This is a genomic window from Actinoplanes sp. OR16 (genome assembly GCF_004001265.1).
Classification (GTDB): Bacteria; Actinomycetota; Actinomycetes; order Mycobacteriales; family Micromonosporaceae; genus Actinoplanes.
On the sequence record NZ_AP019371.1, the window covers coordinates 3,156,621 to 3,176,026 of the forward strand.

The 19,406-nt window shown below is 71.2% G+C and carries 19 protein-coding genes and 1 pseudogene; 12 read left to right on the forward strand and 8 right to left on the reverse strand.

Annotated elements, in window-relative coordinates; all coding sequences use genetic code 11:
• The first annotated feature begins 52 nt into the window (after window positions 1-52).
• Both EP757_RS14590 and EP757_RS14595 read left to right on the forward strand, forming a co-directional pair.
• A complete protein-coding gene (locus EP757_RS14590) occupies window positions 53-1,198 on the forward strand; it encodes a glycosyltransferase family 1 protein (RefSeq protein ID WP_127546353.1) in 1,146 nt (381 codons plus the stop codon).
• A 22-nt stretch (window positions 1,199-1,220) separates the two neighbouring features.
• Window positions 1,221-2,339, forward strand: coding sequence for a mannose-1-phosphate guanylyltransferase (locus tag EP757_RS14595; protein WP_370457815.1), 1,119 nt, complete (start codon window positions 1,221-1,223; stop codon window positions 2,337-2,339).
• Here the strand turns inward: EP757_RS14595 and EP757_RS14600 are convergent.
• Genes EP757_RS14600 through cofD form a run of 3 tightly spaced genes read right to left on the reverse strand, consistent with a single transcriptional unit; the run spans window position 2,336 to window position 4,769 of the window.
• A complete protein-coding gene (locus tag EP757_RS14600; protein WP_127546356.1) occupies window positions 2,336-2,890 on the reverse strand; it encodes an NUDIX hydrolase in 555 nt (184 codons plus the stop codon). The genes EP757_RS14595 and EP757_RS14600 overlap by 4 nt on opposite strands.
• Window positions 2,887-3,822, reverse strand: a complete 936-nt coding sequence (locus EP757_RS14605) for a coenzyme F420-0:L-glutamate ligase (RefSeq protein ID WP_127546359.1) — start codon at window positions 3,820-3,822, stop codon at window positions 2,887-2,889. Before EP757_RS14605 ends, EP757_RS14600 begins: the two co-directional genes overlap by 4 nt.
• Window positions 3,819-4,769, reverse strand: coding sequence for a 2-phospho-L-lactate transferase (gene cofD, locus EP757_RS14610; protein WP_127546362.1), 951 nt, complete (start codon window positions 4,767-4,769; stop codon window positions 3,819-3,821). The genes EP757_RS14605 and cofD overlap by 4 nt, the downstream gene beginning before the upstream one ends.
• Before the next feature lie 69 nt (window positions 4,770-4,838).
• On the opposite strand from cofD, the gene EP757_RS14615 reads away from it, so the two are divergent.
• From EP757_RS14615 to EP757_RS14625, 3 genes and pseudogenes are all read left to right on the forward strand, one after another.
• Window positions 4,839-5,849 carry a hypothetical protein gene (locus EP757_RS14615; protein WP_127546365.1) on the forward strand — a complete coding sequence of 337 codons (1,011 nt, stop codon included), beginning with the start codon at window positions 4,839-4,841 and terminating at the stop codon, window positions 5,847-5,849.
• 239 nt (window positions 5,850-6,088) lie between these two features.
• Window positions 6,089-7,291: pseudogene (gene cofG, locus EP757_RS14620) on the forward strand (7,8-didemethyl-8-hydroxy-5-deazariboflavin synthase CofG); the annotation flags it as partial.
• Between the two features lie 381 nt (window positions 7,292-7,672).
• The gene (locus EP757_RS14625) at window positions 7,673-7,930 is read left to right on the forward strand and encodes a WhiB family transcriptional regulator (protein ID WP_014440974.1); all 258 of its coding nucleotides are present in this window, start codon (window positions 7,673-7,675) and stop codon (window positions 7,928-7,930) included.
• Window positions 7,931-7,934: 4 nt separating this feature from the next.
• On the opposite strand, the gene EP757_RS14630 is transcribed toward EP757_RS14625, so the two are convergent.
• Window positions 7,935-8,411, reverse strand: coding sequence for a metallopeptidase family protein (locus EP757_RS14630; protein WP_370457816.1), 477 nt, complete (start codon window positions 8,409-8,411; stop codon window positions 7,935-7,937).
• 186 nt (window positions 8,412-8,597) lie between these two features.
• On the opposite strand from EP757_RS14630, the gene EP757_RS14635 reads away from it, so the two are divergent.
• Window positions 8,598-8,960: a DUF3499 domain-containing protein gene (locus EP757_RS14635; RefSeq protein ID WP_127546371.1), complete on the forward strand. Its 363-nt coding sequence runs from the start codon at window positions 8,598-8,600 to the stop codon at window positions 8,958-8,960.
• A 4-nt stretch (window positions 8,961-8,964) separates the two neighbouring features.
• Here the strand turns inward: EP757_RS14635 and EP757_RS14640 are convergent, their stop codons facing one another.
• From EP757_RS14640 to EP757_RS14655, 4 genes are all read right to left on the reverse strand, one after another.
• Complete coding sequence (locus EP757_RS14640; protein WP_127546374.1) at window positions 8,965-9,867, reverse strand: polysaccharide deacetylase family protein; 903 nt, start codon at window positions 9,865-9,867, stop codon at window positions 8,965-8,967.
• A gap of 196 nt (window positions 9,868-10,063) precedes the next feature.
• On the reverse strand, window positions 10,064-10,438 hold the full coding sequence (locus EP757_RS14645) for a DUF779 domain-containing protein (RefSeq protein WP_127546377.1): 375 nt from the start codon (window positions 10,436-10,438) through the stop codon (window positions 10,064-10,066).
• A gap of 2 nt (window positions 10,439-10,440) precedes the next feature.
• The gene (locus EP757_RS14650; protein ID WP_127546380.1) at window positions 10,441-11,964 is read right to left on the reverse strand and encodes an aldehyde dehydrogenase family protein; all 1,524 of its coding nucleotides are present in this window, start codon (window positions 11,962-11,964) and stop codon (window positions 10,441-10,443) included.
• Between the two features lie 34 nt (window positions 11,965-11,998).
• Entirely contained in the window at window positions 11,999-13,255 is a 1,257-nt protein-coding gene (locus tag EP757_RS14655; protein WP_127554242.1) for a GAF domain-containing protein, read from the reverse strand.
• 24 nt (window positions 13,256-13,279) lie between these two features.
• Between EP757_RS14655 and nfi the strand changes: the two genes are divergently transcribed.
• The 6 genes from nfi to manA all read left to right on the forward strand — a co-directional run bounded on the left by nfi (window position 13,280) and on the right by manA (window position 19,014).
• A complete protein-coding gene (gene nfi / locus EP757_RS14660; RefSeq protein WP_232050668.1) occupies window positions 13,280-13,960 on the forward strand; it encodes a deoxyribonuclease V in 681 nt (226 codons plus the stop codon).
• An 83-nt stretch (window positions 13,961-14,043) separates the two neighbouring features.
• Window positions 14,044-15,423 (forward strand): phosphomannomutase/phosphoglucomutase, encoded by a 1,380-nt coding sequence (locus tag EP757_RS14665; RefSeq protein WP_127546383.1) that lies wholly within the window; start codon window positions 14,044-14,046, stop codon window positions 15,421-15,423.
• A gap of 42 nt (window positions 15,424-15,465) precedes the next feature.
• Entirely contained in the window at window positions 15,466-15,654 is a 189-nt protein-coding gene (locus EP757_RS14670; protein WP_127546386.1) for a Trm112 family protein, read from the forward strand.
• Window positions 15,655-15,665: 11 nt separating this feature from the next.
• Window positions 15,666-16,877 carry an SIS domain-containing protein gene (locus EP757_RS14675; RefSeq protein WP_127546389.1) on the forward strand — a complete coding sequence of 404 codons (1,212 nt, stop codon included), beginning with the start codon at window positions 15,666-15,668 and terminating at the stop codon, window positions 16,875-16,877.
• Window positions 16,874-17,815, forward strand: coding sequence for a cation diffusion facilitator family transporter (locus EP757_RS14680; RefSeq protein WP_127546392.1), 942 nt, complete (start codon window positions 16,874-16,876; stop codon window positions 17,813-17,815). Before EP757_RS14675 ends, EP757_RS14680 begins: the two co-directional genes overlap by 4 nt.
• 17 nt (window positions 17,816-17,832) lie before the next feature.
• Entirely contained in the window at window positions 17,833-19,014 is a 1,182-nt protein-coding gene (manA, locus tag EP757_RS14685) for a mannose-6-phosphate isomerase, class I (RefSeq protein ID WP_370457817.1), read from the forward strand.
• The last annotated feature ends 392 nt before the right edge of the window (window positions 19,015-19,406 follow it).

The following is a 19,406-nucleotide window of genomic DNA, read 5'->3' on the forward strand; positions in this document are numbered from 1 at the left end:
TACCCTCGACAGTGACGCCACCCGAACGTCATAGACGCCAAGGAGATGCCTCGTGACCCCCGGTCGCCCCCCGCGAGTGCTGGTCGACGCCACTAGTGTCCCGGCCGACAGAGGCGGAGTCGGCAGATACGTCGACGGATTGCTCGGAGCCCTCGGTGAGCTCGAAGCGGATCGTTTGAATCTCGCCGTCGTCGCCCAGCGCTCGGATGCGGAGCGTTACCGCCGCATGCTTCCGTCAGCCGAGGTGATCCCGGCGCCGGCCGCGATCGTGCACCGCCCGGCCCGCCTGGCCTGGGAGCAGACCGGCCTGCCGCTGCTCGCTCAGCAGGTCGGCGCCGAGGTGCTGCACTCGCCGTTCTACACGTGCCCGCTGCGGGCCGGCAGCCCGGTCACGGTCACCGTGCACGACGCGACGTTCTTCACCGAGCCGGAGCACTACGACAACACGAAGCGGACGTTCTTCCGCAGCGCCATCAAGACCTCGCTGCGCCGCGCCGCCCGGGTGATCGTGCCGAGCAAGGCCACCCGTGACGAGCTGATCCGCCTGCTCGACGCCGACCCCACCCGGATCGATGTGGCCTACCACGGTGTCGACCACTCGGCTTTCCACAAGCCGACCGCGGAGGAGAAGGCGCGGGTCCGTGCCCGCCTGGGCCTCGGCGATTCGGGGTACGTCGCATTCCTCGGTGCGAAGGAGCCCCGCAAGAACGTGCCGAACCTGATCCGCGGCTGGGCCCGGGCGGTGGCCGACTGGCCGCATCCGCCGGCGCTGGTGATCGCGGGCGGTCAGGGGCACGACGACGACATCGACCGCGCCGTCGCCGAGGTGCCGCCGCATCTGCGCCTGCTCCGGCCCGGTTACCTGCGGTACGCCGACCTCCCCGGCTTCCTCGGTGGCGCGCTGGTGGCCTGCTACCCATCTTTCGGTGAAGGTTTCGGTCTGCCGATCCTGGAGGCGATGGCCTGCGGCGCCCCGGTCCTGACCACGCCGCGGCTCTCGCTGCCCGAGGTGGGTGGCGACGCGGTGGCCTACACCACCGAGGCGCCGGAGCGAATTGCCGAGGATTTGGCCGATTTGCTGCACGATGAGCAGCGCCGGCAGAGCCTCGCGAAGGCCGGATTCGATCGGGCGAAAGAGTTCACCTGGGCGTCCAGCGCGGAAGTTCACGTGGCAACGTGGACGCGTGTCGCGGCTTGATCCTCCACTAAACTCTGCGCGCATGAGCGACGAACAGGCTGTGCTTTATGGCGTGGTTCTCGCCGGAGGCACCGGAACCCGTCTCTGGCCACTGTCCCGAGCCGGTCATCCGAAGTTTCTTCACCCTCTGACCGGTACCTCGGCCTCTTTGCTGCAGGCCACGGTGGATCGGCTGGACACTCTCGCCTCACCCGATCGGACGTTCGTCGTGACCGGTGTGGCGCACGCCGCGGCGGTCTCCCGGCAGCTGGCCTCGGTTCCCGAGGAGAACGTGCTCGTCGAGCCGTCCCCGCGGGACTCGTGCGCGGCGATCGCCCTGGCCGCCGCGGTGATCGCCCGGCGCGACCCGGAAGCGATCATGGGTTCGTTCGCGTCCGATCACCTGATCACGGATACGGGTCAGTTCGCCGCGGTGATCCGCAAGGCGATGGACGGCGCCCGGCAGGGCCTGCTCATGACGCTGGGCATCACCCCGACGCGCCCGGAGACGGGATACGGCTATCTCCAGTGTGGCGGAGCGGCCGGCGACGGTCCGGCGCTGCGGGTCGAGGAGTTCAAGGAGAAGCCGTCGTACGACGTCGCCGAGAGCTACGTGAAGTCCGGCAACTACCTGTGGAACGCCGGCATGTTCGTCTGGCGGGTCGACGTCTTCCTGGCCGAGCTGGCCCGGCAGCAGCCGCAGCTCGCCTCCGGCGTCAGCAGGATCGCCTCGGCCTGGGACACGGCGGCCCGGGAGGAGGTGCTCGGCGAGGTGTGGCCGACCCTGCCCCGGATCTCGGTGGACTACGCGGTGATGGAGGGCGCGGCCGCCGTCGGGCGGGTCGGCACGGTTCCCGGCGACTTCGGCTGGAACGACGTCGGCGACTTCCACACCCTCGGTGAGGTGCTGACCGCCGACCCGGCCGGCAACGTGATCGTCGGCCAGGACGGCGCGCGCGAACGGCCGACGGTGCTGCTGCGCGAGGCGGAGAACCTCGTGGTGCTGCCGTCGTCGGGCCGGCTGGTGGCCGCCATGGGCGTCCGCGACCTGATCATCGTGGACACCCCGGACGCCGTGCTGGTCTGCCCCCGGGAGCGGGCGCAGGAGGTCAAGCACCTGGTGGACGAGCTCAAGGAGCTCGGCCACCACGGTTACATCTAGAGGCGGGCCAGCGCCGGAGCGATCTGGCGCACCGTTCCGGACGCCAGCGGGCTCGGCAGCGCGTCCGGTGCGAACCAGGCGAGATCGGCGGACTCCTCGCTGATCTGCTCGGTCGCGCCGGCCGGGCTGCGCAGCAGGAACCGCACGTCGAAGTGGACCGAGGGCTCGGCCGGCGCGCCGTCGGCCGCACCGCACCGCACCTCGTGGATGTCGATGTCGATCGGCTCCGGGTCGATCACCAGCCCGGCGATGCCGGACTCCTCGGTGGCCTCGCGCAGGGCGGCGCCGGCCAGCGTGCTGTCGCCGGCCTCGCAGTGGCCGCCGAGCTGCATCCACATGCCGAGCCGGCCGTGCAGGCAGAGCAGCACCCGGCCGGCGTCGTCGACGATCAGGGCGCTGGCCGTGACGTGCCCGGCCCGGTGCGCACGGGTCATCGCCTCCGGGCCGTCGGCCAGCAGGTCGAGGGTCCGCTTGCGGGCGAGCTCGGCCTCCTCCGAGGTGGCCACCCAGGAGCTGAGGATCCGGGCCGTGTCGTCGTAGAGCTCGCTCACTCGGTCACCTCGATGGTCACGCCGTCGTCGTCGAAGGAGATCTTGCTGCTCAGGCCGTCGGCGGCGAGCAGTAACCGTACGCGGTGGGCCTCTTCGCCCAAGCGGATGAGATCCGCCGGAGATGGACCGGCGGGGGTGAGACGGAGAACGCGGCTCTCCCCGATGTCGGGCGCGCTCCAGGAATCGAGGTGCGCGGCGTCGCGCAGACCCTGAGCGCGGGCCTCGGCGGTGCCCAGGCTGAACATGTCGCTCGCGGTGTCCCGGACGAGTTCCCGGGCGCCCGATCCGGCGCCCGCCCAGGAATATCCCCGGACGACGGCGACCGGCACCTTGTCCGACTTGCCCTTGACCAGCTCGGCCGCCGCCGCCAACTCGTCGATCACGGCCATCTGGGTCAGGGTCAGCTCGTTGCCGTAGGGATCGAACTCGCCCCGATGGTCGCGCAGCGCCCCGATGCCCGCCGCGCCGAGCGCCACGTCGGTCAGCCCGTTGCGCCAGGCCCGGCCCATCGTGTCGGAGATGATCACCGCAACGTCCAGGCCGCGCTCGGCGAGATCGTCACGCAGGGCGCGGGCCGACGCGTCCGGGTCGGCCGGCAGCAGCACCAGGTGGGTCTTGTCGACGTTCGAGGCGTCGATGCCCGCGGCGGCCATCACGAAACCGTGGTGGGTCTGCACGATCGTGGTGGGCCCGCGCCGGGCCACCACCCGGGCCGTCTCGCCGGCGAGCACCTGTTGCCGGGCCTCCTCGCGTTCCGGCCCGTCGGCGGGCACCTCGACGAGACGCCCCTCCGCCTTCGACACGATCTTGCTGGTCACCACGAGCACGTCGCCGTCGGCGAGCCAGGGTGCCGCCTTCGTGATCAGCTCGGCCAGGTCGTCGCCGGCGGTGACGTCGCCGATGCCGGTGACCGGGAGGATCGACAGGCTCATCGGACCAGCTCCAGCGCGTCGGCGACCATCCGCGCGGTGGCCTTCTCGTCGGTCATCCAGAGCGGCACGGCACGGGTGCGCACGCCGGGCACCTGGGCGCCCTCGTCGGTCGTGTCCACCAGCCAGCCGTCCAGCAGGCCACCCTCGGCGCGCGGGCCGTACATCCGGCCCACCCCCGCCGCGCTCACCTCGACCCCGAGCGTGGTCAGGCACTTGTCGGCCATGCCGCGCACCGGCGACCCACCGATGATCGGCGACACCCCGACGACCGGTGCCGGGCCGTTCGCCACGGCGTCCTTCAGAGCCGGTACGGCGAGGATCGGCGCGATGCTGACCACCGGGTTGCTCGGCGCGACCAGCACCACGTCCGCCCGGGCCACCGCGTCCAGCACACCGGCACCGGGCTTCGCCGAGTCGGCGCCCCGGAAGACGAAGTTGTGCGTCGGCAGCTCACCCCGGTAGCGCACCCACCACTCCTGGAAGTGGATCACCTTGCGCTCGCCCTCGACGTCGACCACCACGTGGGTCTCCAGGCGGTCGTCGGTGGCCGGCAGCATGGTGATGCCGGGCTGCCAGCGCTCGCAGAGGGCGGCGGTCACCGCGGAGAGCGGGTAACCGGCGTTCAGCATCGTCGTACGCACCAGATGAGTGGCGGTGTCGAGGTCGCCGAGCCCGAACCAGGACGGCTCGACGCCGTACTTCGCCAGCTCCTCCTTGACGACCCAGGTCTCGCCCACCCGGCCCCAGCCACGCTCCGGGTCGGCCGCGCCGCCCAGCGTGTACATGACGCTGTCCAGGTCGGGACAGATCTGAAGGCCGTGCATGCGTACGTCGTCGCCGACATTCACCACGGCGGTTACTTCGGCGCCGATGGCACGGGCGTGCTCGCGCACGCCGAGGAGGAACCGGGCGCCGCCGATGCCCCCGGTAAGGACCACGATCCGCATTCCTACATCCTCCCGCACCCGCCCCAGCGTCTAGGCTGGGCCTCCCCACCACCTTGTCCAGGAGTGACCGTGACAACACCACAGCCGCCGATCGGGCAGTTTCTGCGGCCGCTGAGGGACCTGGCGGCCTATGCGCTCGCCGGCGTCCCGGCCGTCCTGCTGATCACCTCGGTGCTGGACCTGTTCGGGGAGAACTTCCTGAACCGGACGCAATTCAGCTTCGGCAGCTTCGTGAACCTCGCGACGATCTTCTTCCCGTTCGCCGCGGTGGTGCTCTCGGTCGCGGTGAAGCCGGTGCACCCGCAGGCCCGGGCGATCACGCTGGTCGCCCTGGCGGAGTACGGCGTGGCCGCCTTCTTCGGGCTGGTCTTCGGCGTCTTCTTCGGGGTCAGCAACATCGCCTCGACCTCGCCCGGCTCGGCGCTGCTGGAGCTGCTCGCCCGGGTGGCCTGGCTGGCGCTGTTCGCGCTGGCGGCGTTCGCTGTGTGGCAGATCTGGCGTGGGCTGTTCGCCGTGCCGAAGCCGCAGGCCGGTGTCTATGGGCAGCCGTTCGGGCAGTACCCGCCGTACGGTGGACCGCAGGGCCAGCAGCCGTGGCAGCAGGGGCCGCCGCCGGGCTACCAGCCGCCGCCCCCTGGCTACCAGCCGCCGCCGCCCGGGTTCGGCACCCCGCCCGGGTTCGGCACTCCGCCTGGTTCCGCCGTGCCGCCGCCCGGGTTCGGCGCCCCGGCTGGTTCCGCCGCGCCGCCGCCCGGGTTCGGGACGCCGCCCGCGCCGCCCGCCTGGAACCCGCCCCCGCCGCCGGGGAACGTCTATCCGGGCGCTCCGGTCTCCGCCGTCCCTGCCTCCGCGCCGCCTGTCCCTGCCTCCGCGCCACCTTTCCCCGCTTCCGCGCCGCCCGCACATGCCTCCGCGCCACCCACGCAGGCCTCTGCGCCGCCAGCGCAGGCCTCTGCACCGCCCACGCAGGCCTTCTCCGAGCCGACCCAGGTCAATCCGGCGGTCGATGGGCATCCCGGCGGAGTGCCTTCCGACCGGCCCGGCTTCGGCCCGGCCGACCAGGACCCGCCCCGCCAGTAGGAAGCGAGCCGGCAGAAGCGAGCCCAGTGGGAGCGCGCCGGCGGGAGCGAGCCCGGTGGGAGCACGCCGACGGGAGCGAGCCCGGTGGGAGCACGCCGGCAGGAGCGAGCCCGGTGGGAGCACGCCGACGGGAGCGAGCCCGGTGGGAGCACGCCGGCAGGAGCGAGCCCGGTGGGAGCGCGCCGGGGATCGTGTCTCAGGACACTCGTGATGGCGGGCGACCGCAGCGGCAGCCTGGGCTGAATCGGCCTAGGCTGCTTTGCGTGGTAGAGGTCAACGAAGCTTTGCGCCGCGCCGCCGCAGGCGAGACGCTCGATCCGGACGATGCTGTCGCGCTGCTCGCGGCCACCGGCGACGAGTTCGAGGAACTGCTCTCCCTCGCCGGCGCCCTGCGCGACGCCGGACTGCGGGAAGCCGGCCGCCCCGGCGTCGTCACGTACTCCCGCAAGGTCTTCATCCCGCTCACCCGGCTGTGCCAGGACCGGTGTCACTACTGCACGTTCGCGACGGTGCCGCACCGGCTGCCCGCGGCGTACCTGGAGATGGACGAGGTCCTGGAGATCGCCCGGCAGGGCGCCGCCCAGGGCTGCAAGGAGGCGCTCTTCACGCTCGGCGACCGTCCCGAGGCGCGCTGGCCGGCGGCCCGCACGTGGCTGGACGACCACGGGTACGCCTCGACCCTCGACTACGTGCGTGCCTGCGCCGCGGCGGTCCTCGAGGAGACCGGACTGCTGCCGCACCTCAACCCCGGTGTGATGAGCCAGGACGAGCTGGAGTGGCTCAAGCCGGTCGCCCCGAGCATGGGGATGATGCTGGAGACCACCGCGACCCGGCTCTGGTCGGAGAAGGGCGGCCCGCACTACGGCTCGCCGGACAAGGAGCCGGCGGTCCGGCTGCGGGTCCTGGAGGACGCCGGCCGGGCCCGGGTCCCGTTCACCACCGGCATCCTGATCGGGATCGGTGAGAACGTCGAGGAGCGGGTGGACTCGCTCTTCGCGATGCGCCGGGTGGCGGCGGAGCACGGCAACATCCAGGAGATCATCATCCAGAACTTCCGTGCCAAGCCGGACACGGCGATGCGCGGCATGCCGGACGCCGAGTTGCGCGAGCTGGCCGCCACCGTGGCCGTGGCGCGGATCCTGATGGGCCCGCACGCCCGGATCCAGGCCCCGCCGAACCTGATCGACGACGAGTTCCCGCTGCTGCTGCGCGCCGGGATCGACGACTGGGGTGGCGTGTCGCCGCTGACGCCCGACCACGTGAACCCGGAACGCCCGTGGCCGCAGATCGACATCCTGCGGGAGAAGTCGGCGGCGTCCGGTTTCGAGCTGCGCGAGCGGCTCACGATCTACCCGGAGTACGTCCTCCGTGCGGACCAGGGCTGGCTCGACCCGGGCCTGGCCGCGAACGTCGGCGCGCTGTCCGGTCCGGACGGTCTCGCGCTCCACAAGAACCCCGAACCACTCGCCTCTGTCCACTGACGCAGGTCGACTGCGTGATCCATTCGGCGGACCCGCTCCGGGGGACCCCCTGCCACTTGATTACAAAACGGGTTAAATTGGACGTGAGGGCCCGCGCCCGCGTTACCTTCCGGTGGCTCCGGGAGATAGGGCTGGAACGGGACCATGAAGCGTCTTCGACGCGGGTAGTAAACGGGCCCATTTAGCAGGTTCGGCTTGACGACGCACGTCTTACACGCGTGTAATTTTGGTGGGGTTGTGGGGACGATGTGCACTTTTCGCATCGAACCCGCAGAAACACGCCGCGTGCGTGGGGGGTCAGCGCTGGTTTCGCAGCCGGCGCGGGAAAATGGAGGCACGCCGATGGAAGCGCAGGTTGAAGGGTTCGACCTGCTCGGGGACGCCCCCGAGTGGCAGGAGCGAGCACTGTGTTCGCAGACCGACCCGGAAGCCTTCTTTCCGGAGAAGGGCGGCTCGACGCGCGAGGCCAAGCGCATCTGCGGTCGCTGTGACGTGAAGGCCGACTGTCTGGAGTACGCACTCGGTCACGACGAACGCTTCGGAATCTGGGGTGGACTGTCCGAACGTGAACGTCGCAAGTTGAAGCGCCGGGTGGCCTGAGGCGTCAGGCCAGCTCGTCCGGGTCGACGCCGAGCAGGTTGGCAACCTGCTCGATGATCACATCGTGGACGAGGTCGGCGAGGTCCTCACGATCCATCGCCCGGAATTCCAGCGGGCGGCGGTAGAGAACGATCCGCGGCGGCAACTCGTGCCGCCCCGGACGGCCGGGCAGCAGCCGGGCCAGAGGCACCTCGCCGTCCTCGAGCACGTCCGAGTCGTAGACGTTGAGCTCCGGCGGCACGTCCTCGACGGCGAACTCGACGCCGGCCAGCTCCTTCGCGTATCGCCGCTCCAGGCTTTCGACGGTGTCCAGCACCAGGTCGTCGAAGATCTCCGCCTTGGTACGGGCGAGCGGCACGGTGGCCGGCACGAGACGCCCGCGCAGGCCGCGGCCGTGCCGATCGCGCCGGGCGGGATGACCCGGGCCGGTGCTGCGCGTCGCCTTCGGGTCCGTCCGGCGGCGTTCAGGGCTGGTGGTCACGCGGCCAGCGTATCCCCACCGGGGCGACATACGTGGTCAGGCCGTTCGCATCGTGTGTCCCGGCCGGTAATTCGCCCCAACGGGGCGGCGTGTCGGGCGGCCATGGCCGAATCGTGATGCATCGCGGGTCGGCGTGTCGCGGGGTAACGCTCCCCAGAACGGCCGGTGGGGCGATAACGTGCCGCCGTGAGGTCACCACGGCGCTGCTCCCGGAACGGCTGTCCCCGACAGGCGGTCGCCACCCTGACCTACGTCTACGGCGATTCCACCGCTGTCGTGGGCCCGCTCGCGGCGTTCGCCGAGCCTCACACGTACGACCTGTGCGAGCCGCACGCCCGCAGCCTCACCGCCCCGCGAGGCTGGGAACTGGTGCGCCACGACGGTGACTTCGCGCCCCCACCCCCCACCACCGACGACCTGGTCGCCCTGGCCGACGCCGTCCGCGAAGCGGCCCGTCCCGCGCCCCCGCGCCCGGACGAGGCCGAGCACACTCCAGGACACCAGACGGGCCGCCGCGGTCACCTCAGGGTGATCCCGCCCTCGCACTGACGCGTCAGAGGGCCACCAGGCGGTACCGGTGGCGCAGCCACGGCAGCAGCGTCTTGTAGGCCGCGATCGTGTCCGGCTGCGCGTTGTCGTGCGAGAGGACGACCGAGCCCGGCCGGGTGTGCTTCTGCACGATCTTGACGATCTTCTTGCGATGGTCGCCGGCCGACTCGCCCTTCGGGTGATCCCAGTCGCGCGGGTCGACCTGCCAGTAGAGCGACGCCATGCCGAGCTTCTTCGACATCTTCACGAGGCTCGGCGTGAAGTTGCCGCCGGGGGCGCGCATGAATCGGATCTTCGCGTTCGGCACGGCGGCGCGGATCGCGGCGTTGGTGCGCTCCAGGTCGGCCTTGATCTTCGCGGCCGGCTTCTTGCCGAGCTTCAGATCGTGGTTCCAGGAGTGGTTGCAGAGCGTGTGACCCTGTTTGACGATCGCGCGGATCAGCTCCGGGTGCTTCTTCGCGTTCGTGCCGACCACGCAGAACGTGGCCTTGACGTGCTGCTGCGCCAGCATCTTGAGCAGCTGCGGCGTGTACGCCGGGTCGGGCCCGTCGTCGAAGGTCAGCGCCACGCCGGCGCTGCCGGTCGTGGTGATGCTGCGAGCGGGCCCGTTGGTGCGCTGCTTGTGGCCCTTGCCGGTGGTGGTGCTCTCGGTGCGCCCGGCGTTCGTCGCGGGCTTGGGCTTGACGGCCGCCGGCTTCGAGGGCGCGGGCTTGGACGGCGCGGGCTTCGACGGCGCGGGGCCCGCGGACGACGGCGGGTCCGAGGGCACGACCGCCGAGCTGACCGGCTCGGCGGTGGTGGTGGCCGGTTTCGCAGTCGTCTGGGCCGCGGCGGCCTGCCCGAGAAGGCCGGTCATGATCAGCAGCACGCTGAGCATGAACACCTTTCTGGTGTGTGACAGCCGCATGTGAACGTCCTCCCCAGGGTTCGTCGGCGACTGACGACGATGCCTCGGATTCGGACGAGCCGCCAGTCCTCAAACGCGTTTTTCGTGCCAAACAGGCATCGCGTTCAGTCTTGCCGGCGTATCATTGCGCACCGCCGCAAGCCGGTACGCAAGGGCCGGACCAGCCCGAAGGCGGCCCGGCCCGGATCAGACGCGCTCATGCGGAGAGTTCGGCCACTTCCTCCTCGGTGAGCAGGCGCGAACGGATCAGGAAACGGACGCCCTCCGGCGCCTCCAGCGAGAACCCGGCCCCGCGCCCCGGCACCACGTCGACCGTGAGGTGCGTGTGCTTCCAGAGCTCGAACTGACTGGCCGACATCCAGAACGTGATCGGCTCCGGCACCCCCTCGATCGCCAGAGACTGAAGCAGCACGTCGGAGCCGCCGGTACGGAACTCGCCCTCCAGGTAACACATCGGCGAGCTGCCGTCGCAGCAGCCGCCGGACTGATGGAACATCAGCGGACCGTGCTGCTCCCGCAGCTGCCGCATCATCGCGGCGGCCGCGGGAGTCACGTCAACCCGGGTGGCCATCTCTAGAAGAACCCGAGTGCCTTGGGCGAGTAGCTGACCAGCAGGTTCTTCGTCTGCTGGTAGTGGTCGAGCATCATCCGGTGGTTCTCCCTGCCGATGCCGGACTGCTTGTAGCCGCCGAACGCGGCGTGCGCCGGGTAGAGGTGGTAGCAGTTCGTCCACACCCGGCCGGCCTTGATCGCCCGTCCGGCCCGGTACGCCTGGTTGCCGTCCCGCGTCCAGACACCGGCGCCCAGGCCGTACAGGGTGTCGTTTGCGATCTTGATGGCGTCGTCGAAGTCGGCGAACGGCGTGACCGAGACGACCGGCCCGAAGATCTCCTCCTGGAAGATCCGCATCCCGTTTCGGCCCTCGAAGATCGTCGGCTGGACGTAGTAGCCGCCGGCGAGGTCGCCGGGCAGCTCGGCCCGGGCGCCGCCGACCAGGGCACGGGCGCCCTCCTGCCGGCCGATGTCCAGGTACGACAGGATCTTCTCGAGCTGGTCGTTCGAGGCCTGCGCGCCGACCTGGGTGTCGGTGTCCAGCGGGTTGCCCTGCTTCAGGTTCTCCACCCGCTTCACGCCGGCCGCGAGGAAGTCGGAGTAGTGGCTCTGCTGGATCAGCGCGCGGGACGGGCAGGTGCAGACCTCGCCCTGGTTCAGCGCGAACATCGCGAAACCTTCGAGCGCCTTGTCGTAGAACTCGTCGTCGGCCCGGCTGACGTCCTCGAAGAAGATGTTCGGGCTCTTGCCGCCGAGCTCCAGCGTCACCGGGATCAGGTTCTCCGACGCGTACTGCATGATCAGGCGGCCGGTCGTGGTCTCGCCGGTGAACGCGACCTTGGCCACCCGGCTGGACGAGGCGAGCGGCTTGCCGGCCTCGACGCCGAAGCCGTTCACGATGTTCACCACGCCGGACGGGATCAGGTCGCCGATCAGCGAGAACAGGTAGTGGATCGAGGCGGGGGTCTGCTCGGCCGGCTTGAGCACGACGGCGTTGCCGGCGGCCAGCGCGGGGGCGAGCTTCCAGACCGCCATCAGGATCGGGAAGTTCCACGGGATGATCTGGGCGACCACGCCGAGCGGCTCGTGGAAGTGGTACGCCACGGTGTCCTCGTCCAGCTCGCCGGCGGTGCCCTCCTGAGCGCGGATCGCGCCGGCGAAGTAGCGGAAGTGGTCGATCGCCAGCGGGATGTCGGCGGCCAGGGTCTCCCGGACGGCCTTGCCGTTCTCCCAGGCCTCGGCGACCGCGAGCTTCTCGAGGTTCTGCTCCATCCGGTCGGCGATCTTGTTGAGGATGTTCGCGCGTTCGGCCGGCGAGGTGCGGCCCCACGCGTCCGCGGCGCCGTGCGCGGCGTCGAGAGCGCGCTCGACGTCGTCCGCGGTGCCGCGTGCCACCTCACAGAAGACCTGGCCGGTCACCGGGCTGGGGTTCTCGAAGTATTGCCCCTTGGCGGGCGGCACGTACTCGCCGCCGATGTAGTGGTCGTAGCGGGACTGGTAACTGACGATGGAGCCCTCGGTGCCGGGCGGGCTGTAGATGGTCATGTCTCGCCTCCCTCTCGGGGGCGGACGTTAGTTACTAATACGTTGCAGGAAGGTTGCAGAGCTCGTATTCGGCGGCCAGCTCGGCCACCCGGCGGGCCGCGATCGGGTCGGCCGGGACGAGCATGGCGTACGCCTCCCACAGCTCCAGGTCGTCGGCGCCCCACGGGCTGTTCAGCCAACTCTGCAGCAGCCGCCGGTCGCCGGTGGACAGGACCGCGGCGCGCAGCCGGTCGTCGAGCATCCGCCGCAGCCGGGTGACGCCGGGCGCGTCCGAGCCGGGCAGCAGTGGGCCCGGGTAGGCGGCCAGGGCCTCGGCGGCGCGGCCCTGGGCGAGCAGCCGGTTCACCGTGGACAGGTCGGACTCCACCTCGGCGCGCAGCCGGTAGGGCCGGGAGTCGAGCAGCTCCGGCCCGAGGATGCGGCGCAGCCGGGACAGCTCGGCGCGGACCGTCACCGGGTTCACGTCGTCGCCGTACAGATCGAAGCCGAGCTGATCGCCGGTGCGGCCCTCCGGGTGCACGGTGAGCAGGACCAGCAGCTCGGAGTGCCGCCGGCCGAGCCGCAGCCGCTTGCCGGCCACCGCGAGCAGCGCCTCGTCCCGGCCGAGTGCCGCGACCACCGGTCTGTCGCTCACCGGCTTCGCCGATCCCAGGTACGCCTCGGCGGCCAGTGCGGTGGCCCTCACCAGGGCGAGACTGTGCGGGTTGGCGAGGTGGTCGCCACCGGTCACGTCGATGGCGCCGAGCAGCCGCCCGGTAGCCGGGTCGTGGATCGGCGCCGCCGCGCAGGTCCACCGCTGCACCGGGCGGCTGAAGTGCTCGGTCGCGAAGATCTGGATGGCGTGGTCGACGGCGAGGGCGGTGCCGGGCGCGTTCGTCCCGGCGTGTGCCTCGTCCCAGCGGGCGCCGGGCACGAAGTTCATCGAGGCGGCGCCGTGCAGGGTGGCCGGCCGGCCCTCGACCCAGAGCAGCCGTCCGGTCGCGTCGCAGACCGCCAGGATGTGGTCGCCGTCGTCGGCGAGGCCGCCGAGCAGATCACGGAAGATCGGCATGACCCGGGCCAGCGGGTGCGCCGACCGGTAGGCCTCCAGGTCGTCGTCGACCAGGTCGATCGGCGCGGTGTGGTCGGCGCCGATCCACGCGGCCGACCGGGCCCAGGAGTCCGCGACGACCGACCGCATCCGGTCGGCCCGGCGATCGCCCGCCAGGAACCGCTCATGGGCGTGGCCGACCTGGCGGATCCGCTCCGCCGGGTCGTCGCCAGGGGTGAGGGCAAGCCACGGGTTCACCAGGAGGCACCTCCAGACCCACCCATCGTGACGCCCGTCACGCCGGAGTACAACAGGCGGGTGCAGACGTGGCCCCGTACCGAAGAAGAAGCCCTCGCCGTGCAGGAGTCCCTGCGCTCCCGCGTGATCGAGTCCCCGGCGCCCGCGTCGATCGCCACCGTGGCCGGACTGGACGTCGCCTACGACGGCGACCGGCTGGGCGCGGCGGTCGTGGTCCTCGACTACCGGGACCTCTCGGTACGGGACACCGCCGTGGTGATCGGCCGCCCCGCGTTCCCGTACGTCCCCGGCCTGTTCGCCTTCCGCGAGGTCCCGGCCCTGCTCGACGCGCTGGAGAAGCTGACCGTGCGCCCGGACGTGCTGATCTGCGACGGGCACGGCCTGGCCCATCCGCGCCGGTTCGGGCTGGCCGCTCATCTCGGCGTGCTGACCGACCTGCCGTCCTTCGGCGTCGGCAAGACCCGGCTCGTCGGCGACTTCGCGCCGGTGGGTCAGGTGCGCGGCGACCGGTCGCCGCTGATCGACGCGGGGGAGACGGTCGGCGCCGTGCTGCGGACCCGGGATCGGGTGAAACCGGTCTTCGTCTCGGCCGGGCATCGGATCGACCTCGCGGGCGCGTGCGATATGACCCTGCGACTGACGCCGTCGTATCGTCTGCCGGAAACCACCCGGGCAGCTGACCGTGCCTGCCGGGATCTGCTGCGTTAACCCGGCAGCCACGCGGTTGCAGCCTTTTGGCCCGGAACACCCCGGTACCCTCAGCCCATCAGGGACTCATTGAGGAGCGAGTGGTGACTGATCTGTCGCAGATCATCAAGGCGTACGACGTCCGGGGCATCGTGCCGGACCAGCTCAACGAGCCGGTGGCGCGGGCGCTGGGGACGGCGTTCGTCGAGATGTTGCGGGAGTCCGGCGACGAGCCCGACCAGATCGTGATCGCCCACGACATGCGGGAGTCCGGCCCGGGCCTGGCCGCCGCGTTCGCCCGCGGTGTCAACGCGGCCGGCACCGGGGTGATCAACATCGGGCTCGCCTCGACGGATCAGCTCTACTACGCGTCCGGCTCGCTCAACCTGCCCGGCGCCATGTTCACCGCCAGCCACAACCCGGCGCAGTACAACGGGATCAAGCTGTGCCGCTCCGGTGCCCGCCCGGTCGGCCAGGACAGCGGCCTCGTGATCGTCCGGCAGCGCGCCCAGCAGATGCTCGCCGACCTGAACGCGGAGGCCGAGGGCGTGACCCGGGTCGAGCAGCGTGACTCGCTGAAGGACTACGCGGCGCACCTGCGCTCGCTCGTCGACCTCAGCGGCATCCGCCCGCTCAAGGTCATCGTGGACGCCGGCAACGGCATGGGCGGCTACACGGTTCCGGCCGTGCTCGGCGACCAGGTGCTGCCCGCCCTGCCGCTGGAGATCGTCCCGCTCTTCTTCGAGCTGGACGGCTCGTTCCCCAACCACGAGGCCAATCCACTGGACCCGAAGAACCTGGTCGACCTGCAGAAGGCGGTCCGGGAGCAGGGCGCCGACATCGGTCTCGCCTTCGACGGCGACGCCGACCGCTGCTTCGTGGTGGACGAGAAGGGCGACCCGGTCTCCCCGTCGGCGATCACCGCCCTGGTGGCGAAGCGTGAGCTGGCGAAGTTCCCGGGCAGCACGATCATCCACAACCTGATCACCTCGGCCGCGGTCCCGGAGATCATCGCGGAGAACGGCGGCAAGCCGGTGCGGAGCCGGGTCGGCCACTCGTTCATCAAGGCCGAGATGGCGTCCAGCAACGCGATCTTCGGCGGCGAGCACTCGGCGCACTACTACTTCCGGGACTTCTGGTTCGCCGACACCGGCATGCTCGCCGCGATGCACGTGCTCGCCGCGTTCGGCGGGCAGGACCTGCCGCTCAGCGAGTTCGCCGCCGAGTTCGAGCGGTACGCCGCCTCCGGTGAGATCAACTCCACGGTGGCCGACGCTCCCGCCAAGATCGCCGAGGTGCGTGCCGCGTTCCCGGACGCGACGGTCGACGAACTCGACGGCCTGACCTTCGAGGTCGGCGGCGGCGCCTGGTTCAACCTGCGCGCCTCGAACACCGAGCCGCTGCTGCGCCTGAACGTGGAGGCGCCCGACGCGCGGCGGATGGCGGAGCTGCGTGACGCGGTGCTCGCGATCGTTCGCGGATAGGATCGCCAGGACCACTCAATCGGTGTGCGATAGGAGTTACCGGTGGCGCTCGATCCGCAGTTGCTGGAGATCTTGGCGTGCCCGGACACGCATCACGCGCCGCTCGACTACGACGCCGGCGCGTCGACGCTGACCTGCACCGAGTGCGGCCTGATCTTCGAGGTGCGGGACGACATCCCGATCCTGCTGATCGACGAGGCCCGCAAGAACGACAAGACGGAGGCGTCCTGATGGTGAACCCGATGGACGGTTCCGCCGGCGTCAACGGGCACCGGGTCGCCGACGAGTCCCTGCTCGACGACGAGAAGTCGATGCTCGCGAACGACCCGGGCGGCATGCTCCGGGCCACCGCCTCGGCCGGCGCCCAGGTCCGTGAGTCGGCGGCGCTCGCCGCCGAGGTCGACCTGAGCATGCTCGCCGACGAGGGGCGGCCGCGTGCCGTCGTGGTCGCGGGCATCGGCACGGCCGGTCTCACCGGCAGCATCCTGTCCACTGTCGCCGGTCCGCGGTGCCCGGTCCCGATCATCGGCCACCGCAGCGCCGGCGTGCCCGGCTGGGTCGGCGCCGCCGACGTGGTGATCGCGGTGTCCGCATCCGGCCGCAGCCCGGAGGCGCTCGCCGCGGCCGAGGCCGCCGCCCGGCGCGGCGCCCGGCTGGTCGCCATCGGCAACCCCGGCTCCGAGCTGGAGGCGATGGCCGAGCGGGCCCGCGCGCCGTTCATCGGCGTACCGCGCCGGGCACCGGCCAGGGCCACTCTCTGGGGCCTGATCCTCCCGGTGCTGTTCGCCGGCCGGGCCCTCGGCCTGGTCAAGGTCACCGAGGCGGACATCGCCGAGACCGCGACCCGGCTGGACGCCGACGCGGAACGCTGCCGTCCGGCCGCCGACTCGTTCGTGAACCCGGCCAAGGCGCTCGCGCTCGGCCTGGCCGGCTCGGTGCCGATCGTCTGGGGCTCCTCGCCCCTCGCCACGGTCGCGGCCCGGCGCTTCGGTGACACCCTCGCCGCGAACGCGCGTTACCCGGTCATGGCCGGCGCGCTCGGTGAGGCCGGCCGGGGCCGGGTGGGCCTGCTCGACGGCGTCTTCGGCGGTCTCGCCGAGGGCACTCGCGACATCTTCGCCGACCCGGAGGAGACCGACGAGAACGTGACGCGCCTGCGTCTCGTGGTGCTCCGCGACGGCGGCCTCAACCCGGAGGACGACGCCGACGAGCCGGTCGCCGTCGAGGAACGCCGCGCCGACGCCATCCAGACCCTCGCCGAGCGCCGTGGCGTGCGCTGCGACGTGCTGACCGCCGAGGGCGGTTCGGCGCTGGAGCGGCTCGCGTCGCTGGTGGCGGTCCCCGACTTCGCCTCGCTCTACCTCGCCCTCGCTCACGGCCTCGACCCGATGGCCGTCCCCGCGATCAGCGAGATGAAGGAGCTCGCCAACCTGCTGCCGGAAGGCCTTTCGTGAGCGCCGAGGGCGGCACCAAGGCGATCATCGCGGCGCTCAGCGCCAACCTGGGCATCGCGGTCACCAAGTTCGGTGCGTTCCTGCTGACCGGCTCGTCGTCGATGCTGGCCGAGTCGATCCACTCGGTGGCCGACTCCGGCAACCAGCTGCTCCTGCTCATCGGCGGCAAGCGGTCCCGGCGGGAGGCGACGCCGGAGCACCCTTTCGGTTACGGCCGGGAGCGGTACATCTACGCGTTCATCGTGTCGATCGTGCTGTTCAGCCTGGGTGGCCTGTTCGCGCTCTACGAGGCGTACCACAAGTGGCATGACCCGCACGGGATCGACAGCTGGCAGTGGGTGCCGGTCGTCGTCCTGGTGGTGGCGATCGGCCTGGAGGGTTACAGCTTCCGTACCGCGATCAAGGAGTCGAACCAGACCCGTGGCAGCACCTCCTGGGTCGACTACGTGCGCCGGGCCAAGGCGCCGGAGCTGCCGGTGGTGCTGCTGGAGGACTTCGGCGCGCTGATCGGCCTGGTCTTCGCGCTCTTCGGCGTGGGGCTGACGCTGCTCACCGGCGACGGCCGGTGGGACGCGGCCGGCACCGCCGCGATCGGCCTGTTGCTGGTCGCGATCGCCGCGATCCTGGCGATCGAGACGAAGAGCCTGCTGCTCGGCGAGGGCGCCAACCCGGAAGCGGTCCGCAAGATCGAGCGGGCGGTGCTGGCCGGTGCGGGCGTCGAGCGGATCATCCACATGAAGACGCTGCACCTCGGCCCGGAGGAGTTGCTGGTCGCCGTGAAGATCGCGGTGCCCGAGTCGGAGAGCGCCGCGGACGTGGCGCGGCACATCGACGAGACCGAGGCGCGGATCCGGGAGGCGGTTCCGATCGCCCGGGTGATCTACATCGAGCCGGACATCTTCCGGGCTTCCGCAGGCACCCCCGCGAGCGCCGGTTAACTGCTAGTTTGCCGGGTATGACCGTGTACCCGCTTCACGGAGCGACCAGGGCATACGCCTGGGGCTCCCGGACCGCCATCGCCGAGCTGCAGGGCCGTCCCGCGGCCGAAGGGCCCGAGGCGGAACTGTGGCTCGGCGCGCATCCCGGCGACCCGTCGACGGTGCCCGGACCGGACGGGCCGGTCGCGCTGAACAAGCTGATCGCCGGCGATCCGGGCGGGCAGCTCGGCGTTCGGGTCGTGGAGCGTTTCGGGGACCGCCTGCCGTACCTCATGAAGGTCCTCGCCGCCGGCGCGCCGCTGTCGCTGCAGGCGCACCCGGACGCGGCCTACGCCAAGGCCGCGTACGCCCGGCAGGAGCTGGACCCGGACGCCCCGAAGAACTACACCGACGCCCACCACAAGCCGGAGATGCTGGTGGCGCTCACCCCGTTCGAGGCGCTCTGCGGCTTCCGGTCGCCGGAGGTCTCCGCGGCGGTGCTCAGCGAGCTGAATCTGCCGCAGCTCGCCCCGATCGTCAGCGTCCTGCGCGCCGGCGAGCTGGCCGAGGCGGTACGGCTGCTGCTGACCTGGCCGGAGTCCGACCGGGACGACCTGATCGAGCAGGTGGTGGCGGCCGCGCGGAAGATCCCGGACGACCACCCGCACACGCCGTCGTTCGTGCTCGCCGTCGACCTGGCCGGTTACTACCCGGGCGACCCGGGCGTGCTGGTGGCGCTCCTGCTCAACCTGGTCTGGCTGCAGCCCGGCCAGGCGATCTGGATGCCGGCCGGCAATCTGCACGCCTACCTCGGCGGTCTCGGCGTGGAGTTGATGGCGTCCAGCGACAACGTGCTGCGCGGCGGTCTCACCCCGAAGCGGGTCGACGTCGAGGAGCTGCTCCGGGTGCTGCGCTTCGAGGTGCTGGAGGATCCGCTGCTGCATCCCACCGAGATCGCGCCGGGCGTGACGTCGTGGAAGGTCCCGGTGCCCGACTTCGAGCTCTACCGGGTCACGCTCACCGAGGACCGGCCGCCGATGAAGCTGCCCGGTTCCGGCCCGCGGGTCATCCTCGGCGCGTCCGGTGACGTGCACGTGGGCGAGGAGCACGGGATCCCGGTCGAGGTGCGTCCCGGTGGCGCGGCATACGCCCCGGCGAGCGCGGGGGCACTCACGGCGGCGGGCGTCGGGGTCTGCTTCGTGGCTGCGGTTCCTGCCTGATCGGTACGACGGCAGCGCTGTGTGGGCGTCCCTCCCGCTCAACTGCACCTCCCGCCAGATGAGCGGTCTCAAGGTGTCAAGAGCTGCTTTAGTCCGAAATTTGATGGAATAGCTTGACATGATGGTTGCGGAGTGTGAATCTAAAAGCACGCAGCGTCATTGGTGATCGGGGGGTCCCACGGACGCGCGCGGTACCAAACCGGGGGGATGAACGGGGCGGCGAGGGAAACCTTGCCGCCCCGTTCGCTGTGCTGGCCGGCCTCGCTCCGCGCGGCCGGCGGCAATCGCGGATCGAGTGTCCCGTTCTGGCCTCGGGATCGCGCCGCGGCAGCCAGGATGAGTGGCAAAGGGCTTGCGCAGGGTCGTCACGTGCAGGCGTGGCTGCTTCCGGC